The sequence below is a fragment of the Parabacteroides sp. An277 genome (genome assembly GCF_002159645.1).
Taxonomy (GTDB): Bacteria; Bacteroidota; Bacteroidia; order Bacteroidales; family Tannerellaceae; genus Parabacteroides.
Genome location: NZ_NFJB01000012.1, coordinates 75,811 through 98,445, shown reverse-complemented (window position 1 = coordinate 98,445; position 22,635 = coordinate 75,811). Strand labels below are relative to the sequence as shown.

At 45.7% G+C, this 22,635-nt stretch carries 15 protein-coding genes; 9 read left to right on the top strand and 6 right to left on the bottom strand.

Annotation, left to right across the window (positions count from 1 at the left end; genetic code table 11):
* The first annotated feature begins 346 nt into the window (after nucleotides 1–346).
* From B5F77_RS06655 to B5F77_RS06635, 5 genes are all read left to right on the top strand, one after another.
* Nucleotides 347–1,123 (top strand): AMP nucleosidase, encoded by a 777-nt coding sequence (locus tag B5F77_RS06655; protein WP_087329222.1) that lies wholly within the window; start codon nucleotides 347–349, stop codon nucleotides 1,121–1,123.
* A gap of 139 nt (nucleotides 1,124–1,262) precedes the next feature.
* Nucleotides 1,263–2,273 carry a DNA polymerase III subunit delta gene (gene holA / locus B5F77_RS06650; RefSeq protein ID WP_087329220.1) on the top strand — a complete coding sequence of 337 codons (1,011 nt, stop codon included), beginning with the start codon at nucleotides 1,263–1,265 and terminating at the stop codon, nucleotides 2,271–2,273.
* Nucleotides 2,274–3,080: 807 nt separating this feature from the next.
* A complete protein-coding gene (locus B5F77_RS06645) occupies nucleotides 3,081–3,527 on the top strand; it encodes a helix-turn-helix transcriptional regulator (protein WP_087329218.1) in 447 nt (148 codons plus the stop codon).
* A 43-nt stretch (nucleotides 3,528–3,570) separates the two neighbouring features.
* Nucleotides 3,571–4,353, top strand: a complete 783-nt coding sequence (locus B5F77_RS06640; protein WP_087329216.1) for a dihydroorotate dehydrogenase electron transfer subunit — start codon at nucleotides 3,571–3,573, stop codon at nucleotides 4,351–4,353.
* Nucleotides 4,341–5,252, top strand: coding sequence for a dihydroorotate dehydrogenase (locus B5F77_RS06635; RefSeq protein WP_087329214.1), 912 nt, complete (start codon nucleotides 4,341–4,343; stop codon nucleotides 5,250–5,252). The genes B5F77_RS06640 and B5F77_RS06635 overlap by 13 nt, the downstream gene beginning before the upstream one ends.
* Before the next feature lie 56 nt (nucleotides 5,253–5,308).
* On the opposite strand, the gene B5F77_RS06630 is transcribed toward B5F77_RS06635, so the two are convergent.
* The 4 genes from B5F77_RS06630 to htpG form a co-directional block, all read right to left on the bottom strand.
* Nucleotides 5,309–7,507, bottom strand: coding sequence for a family 20 glycosylhydrolase (locus B5F77_RS06630; RefSeq protein WP_087329212.1), 2,199 nt, complete (start codon nucleotides 7,505–7,507; stop codon nucleotides 5,309–5,311).
* A 90-nt stretch (nucleotides 7,508–7,597) separates the two neighbouring features.
* Nucleotides 7,598–8,848, bottom strand: coding sequence for a phosphoglycerate kinase (locus B5F77_RS06625; protein WP_087329210.1), 1,251 nt, complete (start codon nucleotides 8,846–8,848; stop codon nucleotides 7,598–7,600).
* Nucleotides 8,849–8,933: 85 nt separating this feature from the next.
* Nucleotides 8,934–9,398, bottom strand: coding sequence for a hypothetical protein (locus tag B5F77_RS06620; protein WP_087329208.1), 465 nt, complete (start codon nucleotides 9,396–9,398; stop codon nucleotides 8,934–8,936).
* An 88-nt stretch (nucleotides 9,399–9,486) separates the two neighbouring features.
* Nucleotides 9,487–11,541 carry a molecular chaperone HtpG gene (gene htpG, locus B5F77_RS06615; RefSeq protein ID WP_087329206.1) on the bottom strand — a complete coding sequence of 685 codons (2,055 nt, stop codon included), beginning with the start codon at nucleotides 11,539–11,541 and terminating at the stop codon, nucleotides 9,487–9,489.
* Between the two features lie 454 nt (nucleotides 11,542–11,995).
* Here htpG and B5F77_RS06610 point away from each other — a divergent pair, with 454 nt between their 5' ends.
* The gene (locus B5F77_RS06610; protein WP_087329228.1) at nucleotides 11,996–13,183 is read left to right on the top strand and encodes a mechanosensitive ion channel domain-containing protein; all 1,188 of its coding nucleotides are present in this window, start codon (nucleotides 11,996–11,998) and stop codon (nucleotides 13,181–13,183) included.
* A gap of 205 nt (nucleotides 13,184–13,388) precedes the next feature.
* Here the strand turns inward: B5F77_RS06610 and B5F77_RS06605 are convergent, their stop codons facing one another.
* Together B5F77_RS06605 and gyrA are read right to left on the bottom strand one after the other, a co-directional pair.
* Nucleotides 13,389–14,615, bottom strand: a complete 1,227-nt coding sequence (locus tag B5F77_RS06605) for a tetratricopeptide repeat protein (RefSeq protein ID WP_087329204.1) — start codon at nucleotides 14,613–14,615, stop codon at nucleotides 13,389–13,391.
* 52 nt (nucleotides 14,616–14,667) lie between these two features.
* The gene (gene gyrA, locus B5F77_RS06600; protein WP_087329202.1) at nucleotides 14,668–17,244 is read right to left on the bottom strand and encodes a DNA gyrase subunit A; all 2,577 of its coding nucleotides are present in this window, start codon (nucleotides 17,242–17,244) and stop codon (nucleotides 14,668–14,670) included.
* A 497-nt stretch (nucleotides 17,245–17,741) separates the two neighbouring features.
* Here gyrA and B5F77_RS06595 point away from each other — a divergent pair, with 497 nt between their 5' ends.
* From B5F77_RS06595 to pstC, 3 genes are all read left to right on the top strand, one after another.
* Nucleotides 17,742–20,309 carry an ATP-dependent Clp protease ATP-binding subunit gene (locus B5F77_RS06595; RefSeq protein WP_087329200.1) on the top strand — a complete coding sequence of 856 codons (2,568 nt, stop codon included), beginning with the start codon at nucleotides 17,742–17,744 and terminating at the stop codon, nucleotides 20,307–20,309.
* A 280-nt stretch (nucleotides 20,310–20,589) separates the two neighbouring features.
* On the top strand, nucleotides 20,590–21,405 hold the full coding sequence (locus tag B5F77_RS06590; protein WP_087329198.1) for a PstS family phosphate ABC transporter substrate-binding protein: 816 nt from the start codon (nucleotides 20,590–20,592) through the stop codon (nucleotides 21,403–21,405).
* Between the two features lie 30 nt (nucleotides 21,406–21,435).
* On the top strand, nucleotides 21,436–22,629 hold the full coding sequence (pstC, locus tag B5F77_RS06585; RefSeq protein WP_087329196.1) for a phosphate ABC transporter permease subunit PstC: 1,194 nt from the start codon (nucleotides 21,436–21,438) through the stop codon (nucleotides 22,627–22,629).
* Nucleotides 22,630–22,635: the final 6 nt, after the last annotated feature.

Sequence of the window (22,635 nt, the reverse complement as noted above, 5' to 3'; positions counted from 1 at the left end):
CAAATGACAATTAATTTTTAGGAGAAATGGCATCGCGAAAAAGAGAGAGTAGAATTTTATAATATATATATAATATATATATTATATATATTATATATATATTATAACTTCTTTTTTAGGGCGCGAGAGGGAGAAGGCGTTTATTGCAAAAAGCTAATTGTCATTTGTAAGAATTGTAAGTGTAAGGAAAGGAGAAACAAGGATATTTCCTTATAAATAACTGATAATGATGATATAACGCAAGGAAAGGACATGTTTTCGAAAAAAGAACGAAAAATATATGCGCTTTTCGCTTGACAAACGGGTTTCGGTTACGTACCTTTGCTCCGCATAAAAAAGCAGGAGCATGAAGACAAAACAGGAGATTGTAGAGAACTGGCTCCCGCGCTATACAGAGCGGCGGCTGGAAGATTTCACGCGGCATGTGCTGCTGACAAACTTCACCACCTATGTGGAGCGGTTTGCGGCGCATTACGGCGTACCGGTGTTGGCCCAGAAAGGGACGATGCCCAACGCGTCGGCCGACGGCATCACGATTATCAACTTCGGCATGGGAAGCGCCAATGCCGCCACCGTCATGGACCTTCTCTCGGCCGTCCGCCCCGAAGCGGCGCTCTTCTTGGGCAAATGCGGCGGACTGAAAGAGGCGAACCGACTGGGCGATTACCTGCTCCCCATCGCAGCGATACGGGGCGAAGGAACGTCGGACGAGTACCTTCCGCCTGAGGTGCCCTCGTTGCCTGCCTTCTCGCTCCTAAGGGCTATTTCGTCGGCCATACGTGACAAGGGGAAGGATTATTGGACAGGGACGGTTTATACGACGAACCGGCGCGTGTGGGAGTATGACACGAACTTCAAAGAGTACCTCCGCTTGACGCATGCCACGGGTATCGACATGGAGACAGCCACGCTCCTGACGGCCGGTTTTGCAAACCGAATCCCCACCGGCGCGCTCCTCTTGGTGTCGGACAAGCCGATGGAAGAAGAGGGTATCAAGACGGAAGAAAGCGACCGCCAGGTGACGGCCCGTTTCGTTTCCGAACACCTCCAGCTGGGAGTCGAGGCGCTCCGCCAAATCATGGAGGGAAAGAAGACGGTGCACCATATCCGTTTCAGCTGGTGAGTTGGAATGGGGAGAAAGATGAACACGGAGATGCGGAGGTTCGGAGGTGTGTAGTGGCAAAAGTAACTCCATGCCCCGATGCCGTTGTGCCCAGTTATTTTGCGTTTTAATTTTTATCCTTTAATTTTTAATTCAAAGCATGATGACCTACGAAGAAATATGCGCGGAAATCGGGAGGAGGGAATTCCGCCCTGTATACGTGCTGATGGGTGAAGAACCCTATTTTATCGACCAATTGACGGAGCAACTCCTCGCCACGGTGTTGAAAGACGAGGAACGCGACTTCAACCAACTGGTGCTGTATGGCGCGGAGACGGACGCGGTACAGGTCATCCAAGCCGCCCGCCGTTATCCGATGATGGCCGAACACCAGCTCGTCGTTGTACGCGAAGCGCAACAGATGCGCGACATCGAGACGCTGGCCGCCTACGTGAAGGCGCCGCTCGCCTCGACCGTCCTCGTGCTGGATTATAAATACAAGACGCTCGACCGGCGGAAAAAGCTCGCCTCGCTCGTGGAAAAGAACGGCCTCCTGTTCGAATCGAAGAAGGTGCCGGAATACAAGATGCCGGCCTTCATCACTTCGTTCCTCGCGCGGCGTTCCCTCGGTATCGATGCTAAGGCCGCCCAGATGCTCTCTGATTGCGTAGGAAACGATTTGACCCGCCTCGACAAGGAAATCTCCAAGCTGGAAATTATCATGGCGCAAACGGGCTTAAAACGCCTCACGCCCGAACTCGTGGAGCAGCATGTCGGGGTGAGCAAGGAATACAACAATTTCGAACTCCTGAAGGCCGTTGCCGCGAAAGACGCCCTGAAGGCCCACCGCATCATCCAGTACTTCCACAAGAACCCGAAAGACAATCCCATCCAAGCGACCCTTTCGGTCCTGTTTAATTACTTCTCGAACCTCCTGATATGCTATTACACGAAGGACCGTTCGGAGGCGGGGTTGATGGCTGCCTTGGGTTTGCGCGGAAATTTCCAGCTGCGCGATTATACGGTCGGACTGCGGAGCTACTCCGCCCTGAAGGTTTTCCGCCTGATAAGCGAAATCCGCTTGGCCGATGCGCAATCCAAGGGCGTGGGGAATGCCTCCATGGGGAGTTATGATATCCTCCGGGAGCTCCTCTATAAAATCCTTCACTGAGCAGTGGACCGGATTTCCCAACCGACGACCATGAACTCTCTTTCCGACAAAGACGCATCCGTGTTGCCGTAAGGCCCTGGATGTGCTTTTTGAGCGTAAACCTTTAGCGCTTAATCTCTTTCCTTTAAAATACCCCTTCTATTTCTGAAGAATCCGAAAGAAACCCGCAGGATGGCCCGGAAAACGGGCTTCTCGCGGAGTTGGGCTTGGGGAGGCGTATGTGCATCCTCCCTGGCATGTCATTTTGTCATATTTAGTTTTCCACATTTCCCTTTCTTGTTTATCGACGAATACAGAAATAACCTGTTTACAAATGTGTGGCAGGGGTGAGGTCTCCTTTTGTTTACAATACAAAAATAAACAGGTGAGGGTAGGAGGTAGGTGTGTATACAAATGTGTATACCTCAGTATTGTTTACAGATATATCCAATTTATATACTTGAGGCTCTGTTTATAGTAGGATGCCCGAAACGGAACCAGTCCTTTATTTCTGTTTACATAAAGTGTCGGTTTAAGCTTATGGGAACGATTAGATACATTTGTATATTTTAGATGTTCCAAAGCCTATGTCTATGTAGTGTAATATATTAAAAACCATGCGTATAACTTATGTATATAAAGCGATTATACAACCTGTAAACACCCTTTTTAAGCCTGATGGATGATACAATTGTAACATGCTTGTTACATTTGTATATGTATATTTTTATAACAATAAATTTGCGTGTTTCCAAAAGTATGTTTACCTTTGTAGCGTCTAAAGAAAAGACAAAATGACAGGTTTTTGAACGAAAAATCGATTGGAAAATGAAAGAACGTATCCTACAAATCATGGCTTACGAGAAGCTGGGGCAAGCGCAATTCGCGGCGGCCATCGGCATTCAGCGCGCGGCCATGTCGCACATCGTTTCGGGGCGGAACAACCCCAGCTTGGAGGTCGTACAAAAGATATTGGCGCGCTTCCCCTATATCAATCCCGATTGGCTTTTGGTCGGACGGGGCGAGATGCGGCGCGAGGAGGTATCCGACGCCCAACCCGGCCTTTTCCCTCCGGAGGCGCCCTTGCCCGAAATCAAAATCACGCCGAAAGAACCGGAAGAAAACAACGATAAACCGGAGGAAAAACAACCGTATCCGGAGGCGGATATCGCTATCAAAAACGAGGTGGAAAACAAGCGCGTGGAGCGTATCATGGTGTTCTATTCCGACAATACATTCGAGATATTTGTGCCCGAAAAAGCAGGCCGGGAATAGTTTTTTGCGTATCTTTGTGGTATAACAAACGATATGTAAGAAAATGAAGAAATACATGCTTGATTTGAAGGTGGTTGCAAACGAACGCCTTCATCCGAATTATTGCTTGTTGAAGCTCGCAGGAGAGGAACCGTTGCCCGAGATGCGCCCCGGGCAATTCGTGCAAGTGCGCGTGGAGGGCTCGTCAGCGACCTTCCTACGCCGCCCTATCTCCATCCATTATGTCGACAAGGGGCGGAACGAGTTATGGTTGCTTATCCAATTGGTAGGCGACGGGACCCGCCGGTTGGCGGAAGCGCGCGTAGGCGACCTGTTGAACCTCCTCCTCCCGCTGGGGAACGGATTTACGCTCCCCGAAGAGGGCGATATGCGTGAATTGCTGCTCATTGGAGGAGGTGTAGGGACGGCTCCTTTGCTCTACTTGGGGGCTTGTTTGAAGGCGAAAGGATTCCGGCCTACCTTTTTGCTGGGGGCGCGTTCGGAGGGCGATTTGCTCCAGTTGGCGTTTTTCCGGCAATATGGCGAAGTGTATCTGACAACCGAAGATGGTTCGGTGGGCGAGCGGGGGTATGTAACGAACCATAGCCTCCTCTCCGAGAAGCATTTCGACCAGATTTACACCTGCGGTCCGAAGCCGATGATGGTATCTGTGGCGCGTTATGCATCGGCCCATGGCATCGCGTGTGAAGCCTCTTTAGAGAATACGATGGCGTGCGGCATCGGGGCGTGCCTTTGTTGTGTGGAAAAGCTTAAAGACGAGCACCATGTATGTGTATGTACGGAAGGACCAGTATTTAATATCGAGAAATTATCATGGCTGAATTGAACGTAAAAATAGGGAATTTGGAATTGAAGAATCCGGTGATGACGGCTTCCGGAACCTTCGGATATGGCATCGAATATGCCGATTTCATGGATATAAGCTGCTTGGGAGGCATCTTTGTAAAAGGGACTACCATCCAACCCCGCGAAGGGAATCCCTATCCACGCCTTGCCGAGACACCCGCTGGCATGCTTAACGCCGTAGGGCTCCAAAACAAAGGAGCTGACTATTTTGCGGAGCACATATACCCGCAAATCAAGGATATCGATACGAATATGATCGTGAACGTGAGCGGGTCGTCTATCGATACGTATGTCGCTTGTGCAGAGCGGATAGCGGAGTTAGAGAAGATTCCTGCTATCGAATTGAACATTTCTTGTCCGAACGTGAAACAGGGCGGGATGGCGTTTGGCGTGACGTGTGCGGGCGCGTCCGAAGTCGTTCGGGCCGTGCGTAAGGTCTATCCGAAGACCTTGATTGTGAAGCTCTCGCCCAATGTGACGGATATTACGGAAATAGCTCGTGCGGTCGAGGCCGAGGGAGCAGATGCCGTATCGCTCATCAACACGATGCTGGGGATGGCTATCGATGCCGAAAAACGTCGCCCGGTGCTTTCTACCATTACGGGCGGCTTATCGGGGCCTTGCGTGAAACCGGTGGCCTTGCGCATGGTATGGCAGACCTCGAAAGCGGTACGGATTCCGGTCATTGGGTTAGGAGGTATTTCGAACTGGAAAGATGCGGTAGAGTTCTTACTTGCGGGGGCTACGGCCATTCAAATAGGAACTTATAACTTTATAGACCCCACCGTTTCCCTTCGCGTCATCCAAGGATTGGATGATTATTGCGAGCGTCATGGGTTTGCATCTGTACGCGAAGTGATTGGAGCATTAGAAGTATAAAAAAGAAAGAGAATGAAGAATTGGGAATATAATTCTTCATTCTCTTTAGGGAGATATTAATCCACCTTCTTGATAAAGACGGCACCATTGGTACTATTCCCTCCTTCGCCTTGGATTTGCGCTATGATAGCGAACGGAGTGCCCGCCTCGAAGGAGTCGATATGGAATCGGTAAGTCACTTGGTGTTGTTTGTTAACCGTTTGTACTTCTTTGATTTCCTCCAATACTTCATCCCGTTTCATTACCTGGATGCCATTTATTTTCAACGCATTCTTACCATCCGTTTGGATGAAAGTGACCTCATACGTCCCATTACCTGATATTTTACCCGTAGCATCTATAGCCCAAGGAGTTATATCCTCGGTTGGAATGATGGAAGGTTTCCATTCCGAAGTAAATTCTCCGAACTGTTTGTATTCGGCGTAATCGTAGGCGAAATAAATCGGTAATGAATAATGGCGGTTTGAAACCACGGTAATCGCCCGGAAATTGTTCTTTGTATCGACCTTTACCGGTGAAGTATAACGTGGAGAATGTATTGTCGGATAACTTCCGTCGGTCGTATAGCGGATAGGTGCGCCTGCTACGCTCTCGGCGAGTGTAAACGTCACACTCCCTGCATTTTCATCCATCTTTTCGATGGTTGGTTCGGGCACACGGTAATTACATCCCTTCTCGTCCAGCCGGGCATAATGGTACACCAGCCGATGAGCAAAATCCGTATACGAGCGATTCGCCTCTTTTGTCCAACCCACTTCAGCTAAGGCCAATAGGCGCGGGAAGGTGAAATACTCGGCGTAATTCTCCGAACGGTTCTCGTTGAGTGGTACAATCTCTTGGAGGATAGTCCCGTGGATGAACTGGTCTGACCAGAGGCATCCTTGCACGCCTAAGACATGCGAACTGGGTGAATAGTCTTTGGCCGCCAGCGAATAAGCTTTCTCAATCGAGATAGGTGGCATCCAAGTGGCGGCCTTCACCTCGCCTGGAGTCTTGCTCTCGGGGAAATCCAGATAAGCGTGCGTAGCCGGTGTTAGGATGGCTAAGTGATTCTTTTCCACGGCTTGGATAGTATCTTTCTCATTATGCCAAATAAGGGCTACCACTTGCCCGTCCAGTTTCCCGCGTTGGATGATTTCTTCCCAACCGATGATGGTACGATTCTTTTCCTTCATCATCTGAAGCACCCGGTTCGTAAGGTATCCCTGGAGTTCAGAAGCTTTTTTCAAGCCGTTCTCTTTCATGACCTTTTGGCACAAGGGGCATTTTTCCCAGTTATCGTACACCGCCTCGTCTCCTCCGATATTGATATAACGCGAGGGAAAAAGGGATACGGTTTCGTTTAATACGTCTTGCAAGAACTGGTAAGATGATTCCTTCCCGACACAAATCAAATCCCGGCTGATAAAATGTTGCATAGGCACTTCACGGGGTTCTCCGTGGCAACTCAACCAAGGATAAGCAGATACGGCCGAGAGCATGTGCGCGGGGAACTCAATCTCCGGAATAATCTCCACATTTCGCACTTGGGCGTATTCGATAATCTCCCGGATATCCTCTTGGGTATAATAGCCGCCCAGCCGGTTCTGGTCTTTGCCCGCCCAAGCACCTATTTCGGTCAGTTTCGGGTACTTCTTGATTTCCAATCTCCAACCTGAATCGTCAATGAGGTGAAATTGGAGCTTATTCATTTTGTACATCGCCATCATGTCGATGTATTTCTTTACGAAATCTTTATCGAAGAAATAGCGTGCTACATCGAGCATCATGCCTCGCCAAGGATGCGAAGGGGCATCTTTGACCTCTACGGCCGGTGCTTCCCATTCAATATCTTTTTGCCTTACAGGGCTATATACTTCGGCAGGAAAGAGTTGCAAAAGGGTCTGGATGCCATAAAACACACCGCCCGCATCTGCTCCTTCGATATGCACTCCCGCGTTTCTTACGGATAATTCATAACTTTCAGGCGTATTCCCTTCCGGATTCAACGATAATTGGATGACGTTATCGTTGTTTTTCGTCCCTTCTTGAAGCGTTAAATCCCAACCCGTAGAGGCGGATAATACCTCTTGCAAATAGGAGGCTTGGGGTTGAAGCCCTTTCGTATAAGAGATGACCGTTTGAGGAGTCAATCGGAACGCCCCTGTCTCTTGCGTCAATTGGATGGGTTTAGGAATAATATGGATGTCTGCTTCTTGTACCGCATATCCTCCTAAACAACAGGATAGGAACAAGGTAGTAAGTATTCGTTTCATATTTTTCTGGTATTTAATTAAACAAAATAGGGGGAAAACGGACGAAGCCGTCTTCCTCCTATAAATTTATATGACATTTTGGAAGAACTATTATTCTCCCTTGATAGCTGCGATACCTGGCAAAACCTTACCTTCGATGGCTTCGAGCAATGCACCACCACCTGTCGAGATGTAAGATACCTTGTCGGCCATACCGAATTTGTTGATGCAAGCTACCGAATCTCCACCACCAATAAGCGAGAAGGCACCATTTGATGTAGCCTCTGCAATAGCTTCTGCAATAGCTTTTGAACCACCGGTGAAGTTATCGAATTCAAATACGCCCGCCGGACCGTTCCAAAGAATGGTCTTTGCTCCCTTAATAGCCTCTGCAAATGCTTTACGACTTTCAGGACCAGCGTCCAATCCTTCCCATCCGTCAGGAATATTGTTGGCCGGGCATACTTGTGTATGGGCATCGTTCGAGAAATCATCAGCCGCGATGCAATCCGTACCTAATACCAAGTTGACGCCTTTCGCCTTTGCCTTTTCAATAATTTCGAGAGCTAAGTCCAATTTATCGTCTTCGCAAATAGACTTACCAATCTTACCTCCTTGGGCCTTGGCAAATGTGAACGTCATACCTCCGCAAAGAATCAAATTGTCTACCTTGTCCATCAAGTTCTCGATGATACCAATCTTCGTAGAAACCTTCGAACCACCCATGATAGCGGTAAATGGACGTTTGATATTGCTCAATACATTATCTACGGCTTGTACCTCTTTTTCCATCAAATAACCAAGCATCTTGTGGTCTGCATCGAAATAATCAGCGATAACAGCCGTCGAAGCATGTTTGCGATGAGCTGTGCCAAATGCGTCGTTTACATAGCAATCGGCATAAGAAGCCAATGTCTTGGCAAATTCTTTCTGGGAAGCTTTCATCGCCTTCTTGGCATCTTCGTAAGCCGGGTCTTCTTTTTCAATGCCTACAGGTTTGCCTTCTTCTTCCGGATAGAAACGGAGATTCTCCAGCAAGAGGACTTCACCCGGTTTCAATGCAGCGGCTTGTGCCGAAGCTTTCGCGCAATCCGGAGCAAATTGTACCGGTACGCCCAATGCGGCAGATACGGCATCTATAATCTGGCCCAATGAATATTTCGGGTTGACTTTCCCTTTCGGTTTGCCCATGTGAGACATGATAATCAAGCTACCGCCATCTGCCAAAATCTTTTTCAAGGTAGGCAGAGCACCACGGATACGAGTATCATCTGTAATTTTACCTTCCTCATTCAAAGGAACGTTGAAGTCAACGCGTACAATTGCCTTTTTCCCGGCAAAGTTGAATTGATCGATTGTCATAGTATTACTTTTTTAATATGATACGTTTAATTACGATGCAAACTTAACAAAAATATTTCTTATCCGCTAATGGATTTGCGGTTTTTTATTCCATTAGTTTGAATCGGATGCGCAAACGGCCTTCCGCATAGTCGTATGTGAGGATTTTGAAATGCCCTATCTCGGAGGTGTTTCCCACATGCGCCCCGATGCAAGCGCAAGCGTCATAATCTCCTATGCGTACAATTCGTAATGTTTCGCTGGCGTGTTCGGGGAGTTTGCTCAAATCTACGAGGCTTGCCGCCTCCTCTCGCGGGAGGAATTCGATGGTGACGGGCAGGTGTTGGTCGATGACCTCGTTTACCTTCCGTTCGATTTCCTCCATTTGCTCTTGGCTAGGGGCTTCTGCCAGTTCATAATCGCATTTGCTTTTCTTCCGTTCGATATGGGCATTACGCGAACGGGGGCATCCAAACATGCGCACCATGGTCTGGTTTAAGATATGTTCCACGGTGTGCATGGGCGGATACTCCTGCTTGTTGTGCGCATTGAGTTGGATATTTTCTTCCATTTATACCTGTAAATAAAGGAAAACATAGGCGATTTTCCTTCCGTTTATCCTTATGGATTTCAAGGGAAACGCCTATGTTTTTCCAGGGTTAATGAATCATTTCAACACTCCGTTTGATGAAGTTGCTCAACGCTTCGCCCTTCAACATGCCGTTGCTCAAGAGGGCCAAATCTATCAATTGACTTACCTTCTTATTGCTTGCGGCATATTCGTCGAGGATTTGGTTGATTTCCTCGCGGAGGCCGGTAATCTTCTGGTTCGTATTCGTCATGTCTTCTTTTTCAGCCTCGGTGATTTCGTCCGCCTTCTTCTTATTTTGGGCTTCACGCAAATCGGCTTGGCGCGCTTTCCATCCCTTCATGTCGGCCTGGATAGGTTGCAATTTCTCGCTACATGCCGCTTCTTCACCCGCCAAGATGTCTTGAACCAGGGCATGGTCGGTGTTCAATACCAGGTTATAGCTATCGGGCATTTCGCCATAAAACGCCATGCCCGGTTGCATAGCCGACATTTCCCGCATACGGCGCATGTATTCGCTCTGGGTCAATACCACGGGATTGGCTTGTGCCCCCAATGCTTCGAGCGTCACCATAAACTCCGCCTTTTCCAACTTCGGCATTTGGCTCTTGAAGATTTCTTGCAAAGCCTCGCGTTGTTCTTCCGAGAGGGAAACTTGGTTGGCTTCTTCTTTGGCAATCAACCGGTCGATGGTATCGCTATCTACCCGTACGAAACGCGTCTTTTCCAGTTTTTGCTCGAATTGGCCAATAGCGTGTACGTCCAATTGTCCGTTCATAACCAATACGCTATATCCTTTATCCTTGGCGGCTTGGATATAGCTATATTGCTCGTCCTTATTGGTGGTATAGAGGTAAACCAATGTACCGTCTTTGTCCGTTTGGTTATCTTTGATTAAAGTCTTATACTCTTCGAGCGTATAATATTTGTCCTCTACGTCCTTGAACAAAGCAAACTTCGACGCCCGGTCGTAGAACTTCTCGTCCGTAAGCATGCCATATTGGATGAAGAGTTTCAAATAATCCCATTTCTCCTCGAATTGCTTGCGGTCTGTCTTGAAGATTTCCTCCAAGCGGTCGGCCACTTTCTTGGTAATATGGCTTGATATCTTCTTCACATTCTGGTCGCTTTGTAAATAGGAGCGCGATACGTTCAAAGGGATATCTGGTGAATCGATGACGCCATGAAGCAGCGTAAGGAATTCCGGCACGATACCTTCTACCGAATCCGTCACGAATACCTGATTGCAATACAACTGGATTTTATTGCGTTGCAAATCAATATTGTTCTTAATACGCGGGAAGTAAAGGATACCTGTCAAGTGGAACGGATAATCGACATTCAGATGTATCCAGAAGAGTGGCTCTTCCGACATCGGATACAAGTCTTGGTAGAATTTCTTATAATCTTCATCCTTGAGCTCGCTCGGCTTACGTACCCAGGCCGGTGTTGTATCGTTGATGATATTGTCTTCGTCCGTATCTACATATTGGCCATCTTTCCATTCTTTTTTCTTACCGAATGCAATCGGAATCGGGAGGAAGCGGCAATATTTCGTAAGCAATCCGCTAATCTTCTGCTCGTTCAAGAAATCATTCTTGTTCTCATCGTCGATGTAAAGGATAATATCCGTACCGCGGTCTTCCTTTTCGCATTCTTCCATCGTATAGGTAGGGGTGCCATCGCAACTCCATTTCATGGCTTGCGCGCCCTCTTGGTATGATTTCGTTACGATTTCCACTTTCTTTGAAACCATAAACGAAGAGTAGAAACCTAACCCGAAATGGCCGATAATAGCAGCTGTATCGTTCTTGTATTTCTTTACGAATTCTTCTGCACCCGAGAAGGCTATCTGGTTGATATACTTATCAATCTCTTCAGCCGTCATACCAATACCCCGGTCGGATATTGTAAGGGTATTCTCATCAAACTTGATGCGGACGGTCAAATCGCCTAACTCTCCTTTGAATTCGCCTACCGATGCCAATGTTTTCAACTTTTGCGTTGCATCTACGGCATTGGAAACCAATTCGCGCAAGAAGATTTCATGATCACTATACAAAAACTTTTTGATAATCGGGAAGATATTTTCACTCGTGACCCCGATATTTCCATTCTTATTCATATCTTATACCTTATTTATTATACATTAATATATAGGCGTCTGCCCCGCATAGTTGTAGCAAACACCCGCTTTTTCTTTTACAAAAAAAGTACCAAAAGCGCGCGGGAGTTCCCTATCTGCCATTATTTAACTCAAAAGGACAGGGGCGGGTGACAAGCTGTCAGGTTTTCCTTTCATGAAGAAGTTATTTGGAAAGACCCGATGCAAACTTCCGATGATGCCGGAGAAAACTTTCCCTTCCAAGCATTATTTCTTCACATATCGACGATATTTATACACGTATCGTCGATATTTGTATATCTTTAGCCTAAAGATAAAGAAACATCGTCGATACGTAAAGAATAGACCGGCGGCTTTCCAACTTTTCTTCGGCATAAGGAAAACTTTCTCTCTGGGCTTTTCCTTTTTTGCAAAAAAAGATGTATCTTTATTCCCCGAATAAAAACGAATGGAAATGGAATATATCCGCCTTTTTTTACATAACATATTGCAGGGGGCAAACGTGGAATTTGCCCATAGAGATTGGATTATACAAGTGATTATCTTATTGGGAATCATGCTTATTTCCTATTTGACCACGCAATTGTTCCGCCACCTGGTGATGCCCGCCATACGGAAGATTACGGCACGGACCAAGGCAACGTGGGACGATTACCTGTTCAATGACGAGATGCTCCAGGCCTTTAGCCGCGTCATTCCGCCACTCGTCTGGTACGTTCTCTTGCCCTTTGCCTTTACGGAAGAGGTGCAATTGCTTCATTTCCTGCTGAAAGCATGTTTGGTATATCTGGTGGTGGTTACCCTTTTCCTGATTAATGCGTTCTTGAAATCGCTCTACGAGATATCAAATGAACACGAACGACTCCGGAACCGTCCCTTAAAAGGAATTTACCAAATGATAAGCATCGTGGCGATAGGAGTAGGGATTATTCTCATTATAAGCATCTTGATAGATAAAGACGCCACCTCTATCTTGGCTGGGTTAGGTGCCTCGGCGGCTATCCTCATGTTGGTTTTCAAAGATAGCCTTTTGGGATTGGTCGCAGGTGTGCAACTCTCTGCCAATGATATGCTTCGTCCGGGCGATTGGATTACGATGCCCAAATACGGAGCTGATGGAGATGTGATTGAAGTAACGCTTACCACCGTGAAAGTTCGTAACTTTGATAAAACCATTACTACGATTCCACCATACGCATTAGTAAGCGATTCATTCCAAAATTGGCGCGGTATGCGTGAGACGGGCGGAAGACGCATCAAGAGGTCTATTAATATCGACCTGAATACCATCCATTTCTGTACAGATGAAGAGAAGCGGCATTTCATAAATAGAGGTTGGCTAAAGGAAGAATCCGCCCAACAAGAGGTTGTGAACCTGCATGTATTCCAGACATATTTACAGCATTATTTGACTGTACATCCCAAGACACATAAAGAATTGATGATTATGGTACGCCAAATGCAACCGACATCCGAAGGCGTTCCCTTGGAAATTTATTGCTTTTCAAATACCTCTGAATGGCCGAAATACGAACAAATCCAAGCTGAAATATTCGACCATATATTTGCAATCATACCAGAGTTCGGTTTACGTATATTCCAAAATCCATCCGGTATCGATATTAAATCTATCCAACGATAATATCCCTGTAATGTTATTTGCTGAGAACCCAAGTAAAAGATGATGAGAATTTCGCTCGAAAACCCCTATCTATTTATAATTCCCATTATGTTAAATAGAATAATGGGAAGTATCGATTCATATCCCCGATTTCGATTTTCCATAAAAATAAAGGCCCGCTCAAATGAATGAGCAGGCCTTACAAAAACCAGTTAAATATACTTCATTATTTATTCATTTCAGCTTCGATAGCTTCAAACTTATCACCCATGTTCAGGTTGTAGTAAATACCACGCAAAGCTGTCATGTTGGCTCTATCATCCGGTTTTAATTGATGAGCTTTCTCGAAGTAAGGCAATGCTTTCTCAAAGAATGCCTTTGCCTTTGCAGATTCTTCTTGATACTTTTGTGTATCAGTAATTGAGTTAGCTTCACCCAGTTTATTTACACCTTGGTTATAGTAAATACGACCCAAGTTAGCTAAAATATCAGCATTCTCCGGATCCATTTCTACAGCCTTCTTGAAATACTCTTCAGCTTTTGCGTTATCTTTCAAACCCGTTTCATATACACGTCCCATTACGTCGTACAGTTGAGCATTATTCGGTTCCTTTTGGATAGCCAAATTCAGGTACTCAACGGCTTGTTCGCTCCGATTCGAATAAATATAATTATTGATAAGATTCAACATATAATACTTCTCTTCAGGGAACTTTTCCATACCTTCCTTCAAGGTCTTCTCTAAGTTTACAGAATCCTTAGCTTGTTCGTACTCATAGCACAAATACTGGTATACGTCATTCTGGCGGTATTCCGTATTCTTAGCACGTTCCAAAGCTGCAATAGCTTTCTGAGGATCACCCAATTGAGTAGCAGCTACAGCCGCATAGAACTGAACCGTCATGAAGTTAGAATCACGAGCTGCAGTTTGTGTATCCTTAAACATGGGATGATCAGAAATCTTCAAAAATTGTTCGAAGAAGTCATAAGCCTTCGGGTAATCTTTTTGATCGAAGTAGTAAGCACCCGCATTGATGTAATACAAATGATTAGCACTCAATGTACTTTTAATGTCTTTCGTATACTTCGGCTTTACTTTGCCCTTTTCATTAGGCAATTGATCCAATTCGTAAGCCTTTTCAAATAAAGGTAAAACTTTACCCAAAGCCGTGTACATCGTAGGCTCATCAGCTTGCTGCCCTAACATTTGTTTTGTTCTTTCATTGTCAAACTGACGGTCTTCGATGAAACCTGCTACGAACCAAGTTTGCGGGTCGTTCTTGGTCTCTTCGTTTTCCATAGCACCTTGAATCAAAGTGCGTGCTTCGTCGAAAGCGGCGGCTTCTACACTCGAGCCCTTAACCAAACCCTGTGCCTGCTTTACGACTTTCTTCTGAGCGAATGATGCAGAAACTGCTATGCATAACGCTGCTGTCAATAATACTCTTTTCATAACAAAACTTTTTAATGAATTATTCTATTTGTTTAACTATCGGTTTACAGTTTTATTCTTCTTCATTTATAGTTGTATTGTCCGACGAATTCAACGGTAAATTTTCAGCATTATCGTTATCTTTTCCGGCTTGTCTTGCTTCGTTTTCGGCCTTTTCCTCTGCAGCTTTCTCTTCTGCATCAGTCAAAACCTTGCAAACAGAGGCGATTTCATCGTTACGCTTACCTAAGTTAATAAGCTTAACGCCTTGTGTAGCACGACCGATGATACTTAAATCCGATACCTTCACGCGGATGGTTATACCAGATTTGTTGATAATCATCAAATCGTTCTCGTCCGTTACGTTCAAAATAGCTACTAACTTACCCGTTTTTTCTGTAATATTCAACGTTTTTACACCTTTTCCGCCTCGGTTAGTGATGCGATAATCTTCGATGTTCGAACGTTTACCATAACCTTGTTCGGATACGACCAGCGTCGTCTCCTTTTCTTTATCTTTTACACAAATCATGCCCACTACTTCGTCTGAGCCATCTTCGTCCAACGTCATGCCACGTACACCTGAAGCGGTACGCCCCATTTCGCGTACGGCACTTTCATGGAAACGAATCGCGCGTCCATTGCGGTTGGCTATTAATACTTCGTTATTACCATTGGTCATGCAGACTTGGATCAAACCATCGTCTTCGCGCAAGGTAATAGCGTTGACACCATTTTGGCGTGGGCGGGAATAAGCCTCCAGACAAGTCTTTTTGATAACGCCTTTTTTCGTGCAGAACAATAGATAGTGTGAATTTACGAATTCCGTATCTGTAGTTAATTTCTTCACGCGAATAAATGCTTGCACTTTATCATCCGAATCGATGTTTAACAGATTCTGAATAGCGCGTCCTTTCGAGTTGCGCGTTCCTTCCGGTATCTGGTAAACGGGCAACCAGAAGCAACGTCCTTTGGCCGTAAAGAATAACAATGTCGCATGCATAGAGGCTGGATAGATATACTCGATAAAGTCTTCATCTCGTGTATCTGAAGCCTTTACCCCTACTCCACCTCGTCCTTGGGCATGAAATTCAGCCAAAGGCGTACGTTTGATATATCCCATGTGTGAAATAGTAATAATCATCACGTCATCGGCATAGAAGTCTTCCGGATTCAATTCCTCTGAAGCATAGATGATGTCTGTCCGACGTTCATCTCCATATTTATCTTTGATTTCTTGAAGTTCCTCTTTTATTATCTTCATGCAAAGGTCCTCGTTTTCGAGGATTTCGGTCAGATAGGCAATTTGCTTTTCAATCTCTTCATATTCTGCCCGGAGCTTGTCTTGTTCCAGACCAGTTAATTGACGAAGACGCATTTCTACAATCGCACGGGCTTGCCTATCAGAGAGAGAGAAGCGTTCCATCAAGCGTTCGATAGCATCCTGCGGACTGGAAGAGGCTTTGATAATGGCGATTACTTCGTCAATATTGTCTGAAGCGATAATCAATCCTTCTAAAATATGTGCCCGCTCTTGTGCTCGTGCCAAATCGAAGCGCGTACGACGGATAACGACATCATGCCGATGGTCGACAAATGCCTTTATCAAATCCTTCAGGTTCAAAAGGCGCGGACGTCCATTCACCAGCGCAATGTTATTAACGCTAAAAGAGGATTGCAAAGCCGTCATCTTATATAATTTATTCAAGACAACTTGAGCGTTAGCATCGCGTTTTACATCAATAACGATGCGCAATCCGGCACGGCTTGACTCGTCTGTTACATCCGAAATACCTTCAATGCGCTTTTCGTTTGCCAAATCCGCGATACTCTTTACCAAATCCGATTTGATGACTTGGTAAGGTATTTCGGTGATGATTATCTGGTCGTGATTATTCTCTGTTTCAATCTCTGCCTTTCCGCGTAATACGATACGTCCACGTCCGGTTTCGAAGGCTTCGCGTACGCCATCATATCCATAAATCGTAGCTCCTGTCGGGAAATCAGGCGCTTTGATATATTGCATCAATCCAGCCACCTCGATATCGCCTCTTGCGTCGATGTAGGCCATGCAACCATCCAATACTTCCGACAAGTTATGTGTCGGCATATTAGTAGCCATTCCTACGGCAATACCCGAAGCGCCGTTCACCAGCAAATAAGGAATCCGCGTAGGTAATACGGTTGGTTCTTTGAGCGAATCATCGAAATTCAATTGGAAATCTACCGTATCTTTATCTATATCCCGAAGCATCTCTTCTGCCAATTTGCTTAAGCGTACCTCGGTATAACGCATAGCGGCCGGACTATCATTGTCCATCGAACCGAAGTTCCCTTGTCCGTCTACTAATGGATAACGCATCGACCACCATTGAGCCATACGTACCAACGCACCATACACGGAACTATCGCCATGCGGATGATATTTACCTAAAACTTCACCCACAATTCTTGCAGACTTCAGATGTTTTTTGTCGGATGTATTTCCTATTTGGTTCATACCATATAATATACGGCGATGAACGGGTTTGAATCCATCCCTCACATCTGGGAGGGCACGAGAAACAATGACCGACATCGAATAGTCGATGTAAGCCGTTTTCATTTCCTCCTCGATGTTAATCTTTATAATTCTGTCTTGATCAACCATTTAGTTTTATATTATTTACACTCTGTTTCGAATCCACGAAAAATCGCACTAAAGTAAGCCTTTTTCGTCGATTACGAAAACATTCGGGACGAAAATTTACCGAAAAGGGCGAAAAAAACGATTTTAAACAAGATTTGCTGCCAATGGAAACTTGCCTGTACCCCGAAGAAAACTTGCTTTTCCTCCGGAAAATTCTTTACGTATCGTCGATGTTTGTATAAATATCGTCGATATTTTTATATCTTTAGCCTAAAGATACACAAATATCGACGATACGTAAAGAATAAATAGATAACATGGAAAGTTTTCCAGGCTACGTTTCTATTTTTGTATAAGTGATACTCCGTATGGTAATCCGCCGGTCATAAGAGTGGTATTTTATGGCACGATATTTGATATGGAGTATTGCATAAAGTTTCGTATCTTTGCAGAGGCAGAAAAAGCCAAGATTTGCAAAGGAAATCGAACTTCAGTATATACATTATATTATATAAGGAATGAAGAACAACTATTCAGAAAGATTGATGGACGTTATCGAGTATAGCCGCGAAGAAGCTGGTCGGTTGCAAAATAGCTACATCGGACCAGAGCATCTGATGCTGGGAATCATCCGGGAAGGCGAAAACAAAGCGTACGAATTGTTGGAGGATTTGCATGTAGATCCCTTTACGATAAAGAAATTGATCGAACAGGAAATCAAGAATACAGTCGACGTAAGTTATGACGCTCGGGAGATTACGGTAAGCAAAACAACGGATCGTGTCTTGCGGATGAGCGTGGATGAAGCGCATCTCTTCCAGCAAGAGGAGGTCGGGCCGGAGCATTTGTTGCTGGCTATTTTGAAAGAAGATCGTAATGTGGCGGCTCGTATCTTGAAAGATTCGGGTCTCTCCTATCAGCAGCTATTTGATTTGCTGAAAGAAGAATCGGAGGCAATTCAACTTACCTCCCGAAGAGAAAGCAGTATTGAAGATGGCTATACAGACGATGAAGAGGAGGACGAAGACGATAATTTTGCTTCACGCCGAGGCGGTAATGCGCGACCGGCGGGAGGAAGCATGGGAGCTTCAGCTGCTCGCTCGTCGAATGATACGCCGGTGTTGGATAATTTCGGCATCGATATGACGCGTGCAGCCGCCGAGAATCGCCTTGACCCTATCGTCGGACGCGAAAAAGAGATTGAACGATTGGCTCAAATCTTAAGTCGACGGAAGAAGAATAATCCGGTGCTGATAGGCGAACCAGGCGTAGGTAAATCGGCCATTGTAGAGGGATTGGCGAAACGGATTGTGGAAAAGAAAGTGTCGCGTATCCTATTCGACAAACGGGTCATTAGCTTGGATATGGCATCTATGGTTGCGGGTACTAAATATCGGGGCCAATTTGAAGAGCGGATTAAATCGATGTTGAACGAGATTGCGCGGAATCCAAACATTATCTTGTTTATCGACGAGATTCATACGATTGTAGGAGCCGGTTCGGCTTCGGGTTCGATGGACGCCGCCAATATGTTGAAACCAGCTTTGGCAAGAGGTGAAATTCAATGTATTGGAGCAACGACATTGGATGAATATCGAAAGAATATCGAAAAGGATGGGGCTTTGGAACGTCGTTTCCAGAAGGTAATTGTCGACCCTACTACGCCGGAAGAGACGCTTCAAATCCTGCATAATATCAAAGAGCGGTACGAAGAACATCATAACGTTTATTATACGCCGGAAGCATTGAAGGCGTGTGTCAATTTGACAGAGCGTTATATTAGCGACCGGAACTTCCCCGACAAGGCGATTGATGCCCTTGATGAAGCAGGTTCGCGTGTGCATATTGCCAATATCGTTGTGCCAAAGAGCATCGAAGAGTTGGAAGCAAAGATTGAAGAGACGAAGACGCAAAAGATGGCGGCCGTGAAATCGCAAAACTTTGAATTAGCGGCTAGCTTCCGAGATAAAGAGCGTCAATATCTGCTTGAATTGGAATCGGCCAAGACACGATGGGAAAAAGAAATGCAAGAGCATCGCGAAACGGTCGACGAGGACAAAGTGGCAGAAGTGGTTGCCATGATGTCGGGTGTTCCAGTTCAGCGTATTGCGAAGGCGGAAAATGCGAAACTCTTGGAGATGGCTACGATATTGAAGGAAAAGGTCATCGGGCAAGACGAAGCGGTACAAAAGATTGTAAAAGCTATACAACGCAACCGCGTCGGGTTGAAAGACCCTAACAAACCGATTGGTACGTTTATGTTCTTAGGGCCGACGGGCGTAGGTAAAACGCACTTGGCAAAGAAGTTGGCCGAGTATTTGTTTGATTCGGCCGATGCGCTTATCCGTATCGATATGAGTGAATATCTGGAGAAGTTCGCCGTTTCTCGCTTGATTGGAGCGCCTCCTGGATATGTCGGATATGAAGAGGGAGGCCAGTTGACCGAGAAAGTACGTCGTAAACCCTATTCGGTGGTTTTACTGGATGAAATCGAAAAGGCACATCCGGATGTGTTTAATCTCCTCCTTCAGGTATTGGACGAAGGGCGTTTGACGGACAGTTTGGGGCGGCAAATCGATTTCAAGAATACGATACTTATCATGACTTCCAACATTGGTACGCGCCAGTTGAAGGATTTCGGACGGGGAATCGGTTTCAGTACGCAAGCCTCAGGCGAAGTGGATAAGGAATATTCACGAAGCGTTATCCAAAAGGCTTTGAACAAGGCGTTTGCCCCGGAGTTCTTGAATCGTATCGACGATATCATTATGTTCGACCAATTGGATAAAGATGCTATCCATCAGATTATCGACATCGAACTGAAGGGATTATACAAACGGGTGGCTGATTTGGGGTATACGTTGGAAATCACACCGGCTGCGAAAGATTTTGTGGCTACCAAAGGATACGATGTCCAATTTGGCGCACGTCCCTTAAAACGAGCTATCCAAAAGTATCTGGAAGATGAAATGGCCGAATTGATTATCCGGGCTTCTGTCGGCGAAGGCGATACGATGGTAGTCGATTTCGATGCCGAAACGCAACGCGTCGTTTCTTCCGTAAAGAAGAAGGAAACGTCCTGTTGACACGTCAAAGCAAAAGTGCCACTGATGCATACCAAAAGTGGCACTTTTGCCTATTAAAAGTGGCACTGATGTATTGTAAAAGTGCCACTTTTGTTTTTTCTATAGAGTGGAAAGAATACCCCATTTCGTACAAAAAGAAGGACTTCTGAGCCCATGTGGCGTCCTTCATCTACCCATGAAACAAAGATGGCATATAGATGTAACACAAACGAAACATTTTAACTCCTTATTTTATAGTACCTTTACGCTGCCAAAGGAAATGATATAACAATACAACTATATGAATAAAAAAATCTATCCGTTCATGTTGTTCCTTTGCCTTACGACGTTTGGAAGTATGGCACAGCGTATCAAAGGAAGCGACACAGTATTGCCGTTGACACAGACTCTTTCGGAAGAGTATCTAAAGACACATCCTTCTGCTTCTGTGACGGTTACAGGTGGCGGTAGTGGTGTTGGAATTTCAGCTCTTTTAGATGGAACTACCGACATTGCTATGGCTTCGAGGCGAATCAAGTTCAGCGAAAAGATGAAAATGAAACAAGCCAAGCATGACCCCGCCGAAGTCATCGTAGCGTATGATGCTTTGGCGGTCATCGTACATCCGGATAATCCGGTACAGCAGTTGACTCGCGAACAATTGGAAGGTATCTTCCGCGGTAAAATCACCAATTGGAAAGAAGTAGGTGGTGAAGACCGTAAGATTGTTGTTTATTCGCGCGAGACCTCTTCCGGTACGTACGAATTCTTCAAGGAAAGCGTGTTGGGCAATAAGAACTATATGAGCAGTATTCTTTCAATGCCTGCCACAGGGGCCATTATCCAGTCGGTTCGGCAAACGCGCGGAGCTATTGGTTACGTAGGGTTGGCGTATTTGAACAAATATGTGAAGGCGCTCAAAGTATCCTATGATGGCGGGGAGCATTATGTCTATCCGTCGGTCGAAAATGCGGTCGATAAGTTGTATCCTATCGTCCGTCCTCTTTATTATTACTACGACAAAAGCAAAGAGGCTGATGTATCTGATTTCATCCAATACATCACATCGGATACAGGCCGTGACATTACTTTGAAGATGGGATTTATTCCCCGTTAAGCATACGAATCCTTTATACCTATATTATATATGAAGAAAATAGTAGACAAGATTGCCCGGTACGTGTTTACCGTGAGCGGATTTACGACCAGTGTCGTCATTCTTCTTATCATTGGCTTCCTGTTTAGTGAGGCTGTCGGGTTGTTCAAAAACAGCATTGTAGAAGATGGATACGTATTGGCTTTGAATAAAGAAAATCCGGTAGAGAAACTCAGCGCACAACAGATAAAGGAGTTGTTCGACGAGGAAATCACGAATTGGAAAGAGATTAACGGGCGCGATATCCCGGTTGAAACCTTCCGCCTTGAGGATTTGACGAAGTATTATTCGGAAGAAGAGTTGGGCGCGGAGTATGAACATGCAGGCGACAAGCTCGGAGACATCATCCGTCGCACGCCCGGTATTGTAGCTTTTGTCCCGACAATGCTTATCGAAGGACAAAAGGATATTTACTTGGTACCAGACCATACGATTCCGGTAGGCGATGTGTTGGGCGGAACAGAATGGTTCCCTACGGCTACGCCCTCTCCTATCTTTGGTATTTTGCCTTTGGTGAGCGGTACGCTATGGGTCAGTTTCTTTGCGATACTTATTGCATTGCCTTTTGGATTGGCCATCTCTATTTACATGTCGGAAATTGCACATCCGAAGGTGCATAAGGTATTGAAGCCAATTATCGAATTGCTTAACGGCATTCCTTCGGTTGTGTATGGTTTCTTTGGTTTGGCCGTCATTGTCCCCCTTTTGCAGCAGACGTTTAACCTGCCTGTGGGCGAATCAGGTTTGGCGGGAAGTATTGTTTTGGCGATTATGGCATTGCCTACGATTATTACCGTGGCAGAAGATGCCATGCGTAGCTGCCCGCAGACGATGCGCGAAGCGAGCTTGGCCTTGGGTGCGTCGCAGTGGCAGACGATTTATAAGGTAGTCGTGCCGTTTTCGATTTCCGGTATTACGTCGGGCGTTGTATTGGGAATTGGACGTGCGGTAGGCGAAACCATGGCGGTATTGATGGTGACCGGTAATGCGGCAGTCATCCCCTCTTCTATCCTCGAACCGCTTCGTACGATTCCGGCTACCATTGCGGCCGAATTGGGCGAAGCTCCAGCAGGCGGCGCACATTACCAGTCGTTGTTCCTTTTGGGCGTTATTCTTTTCTTTATTACCTTATTCATCAACATGTGCGTGGAGGTTGTTTCTTCCCGCAATAAATTCCAGAAATAATTATGG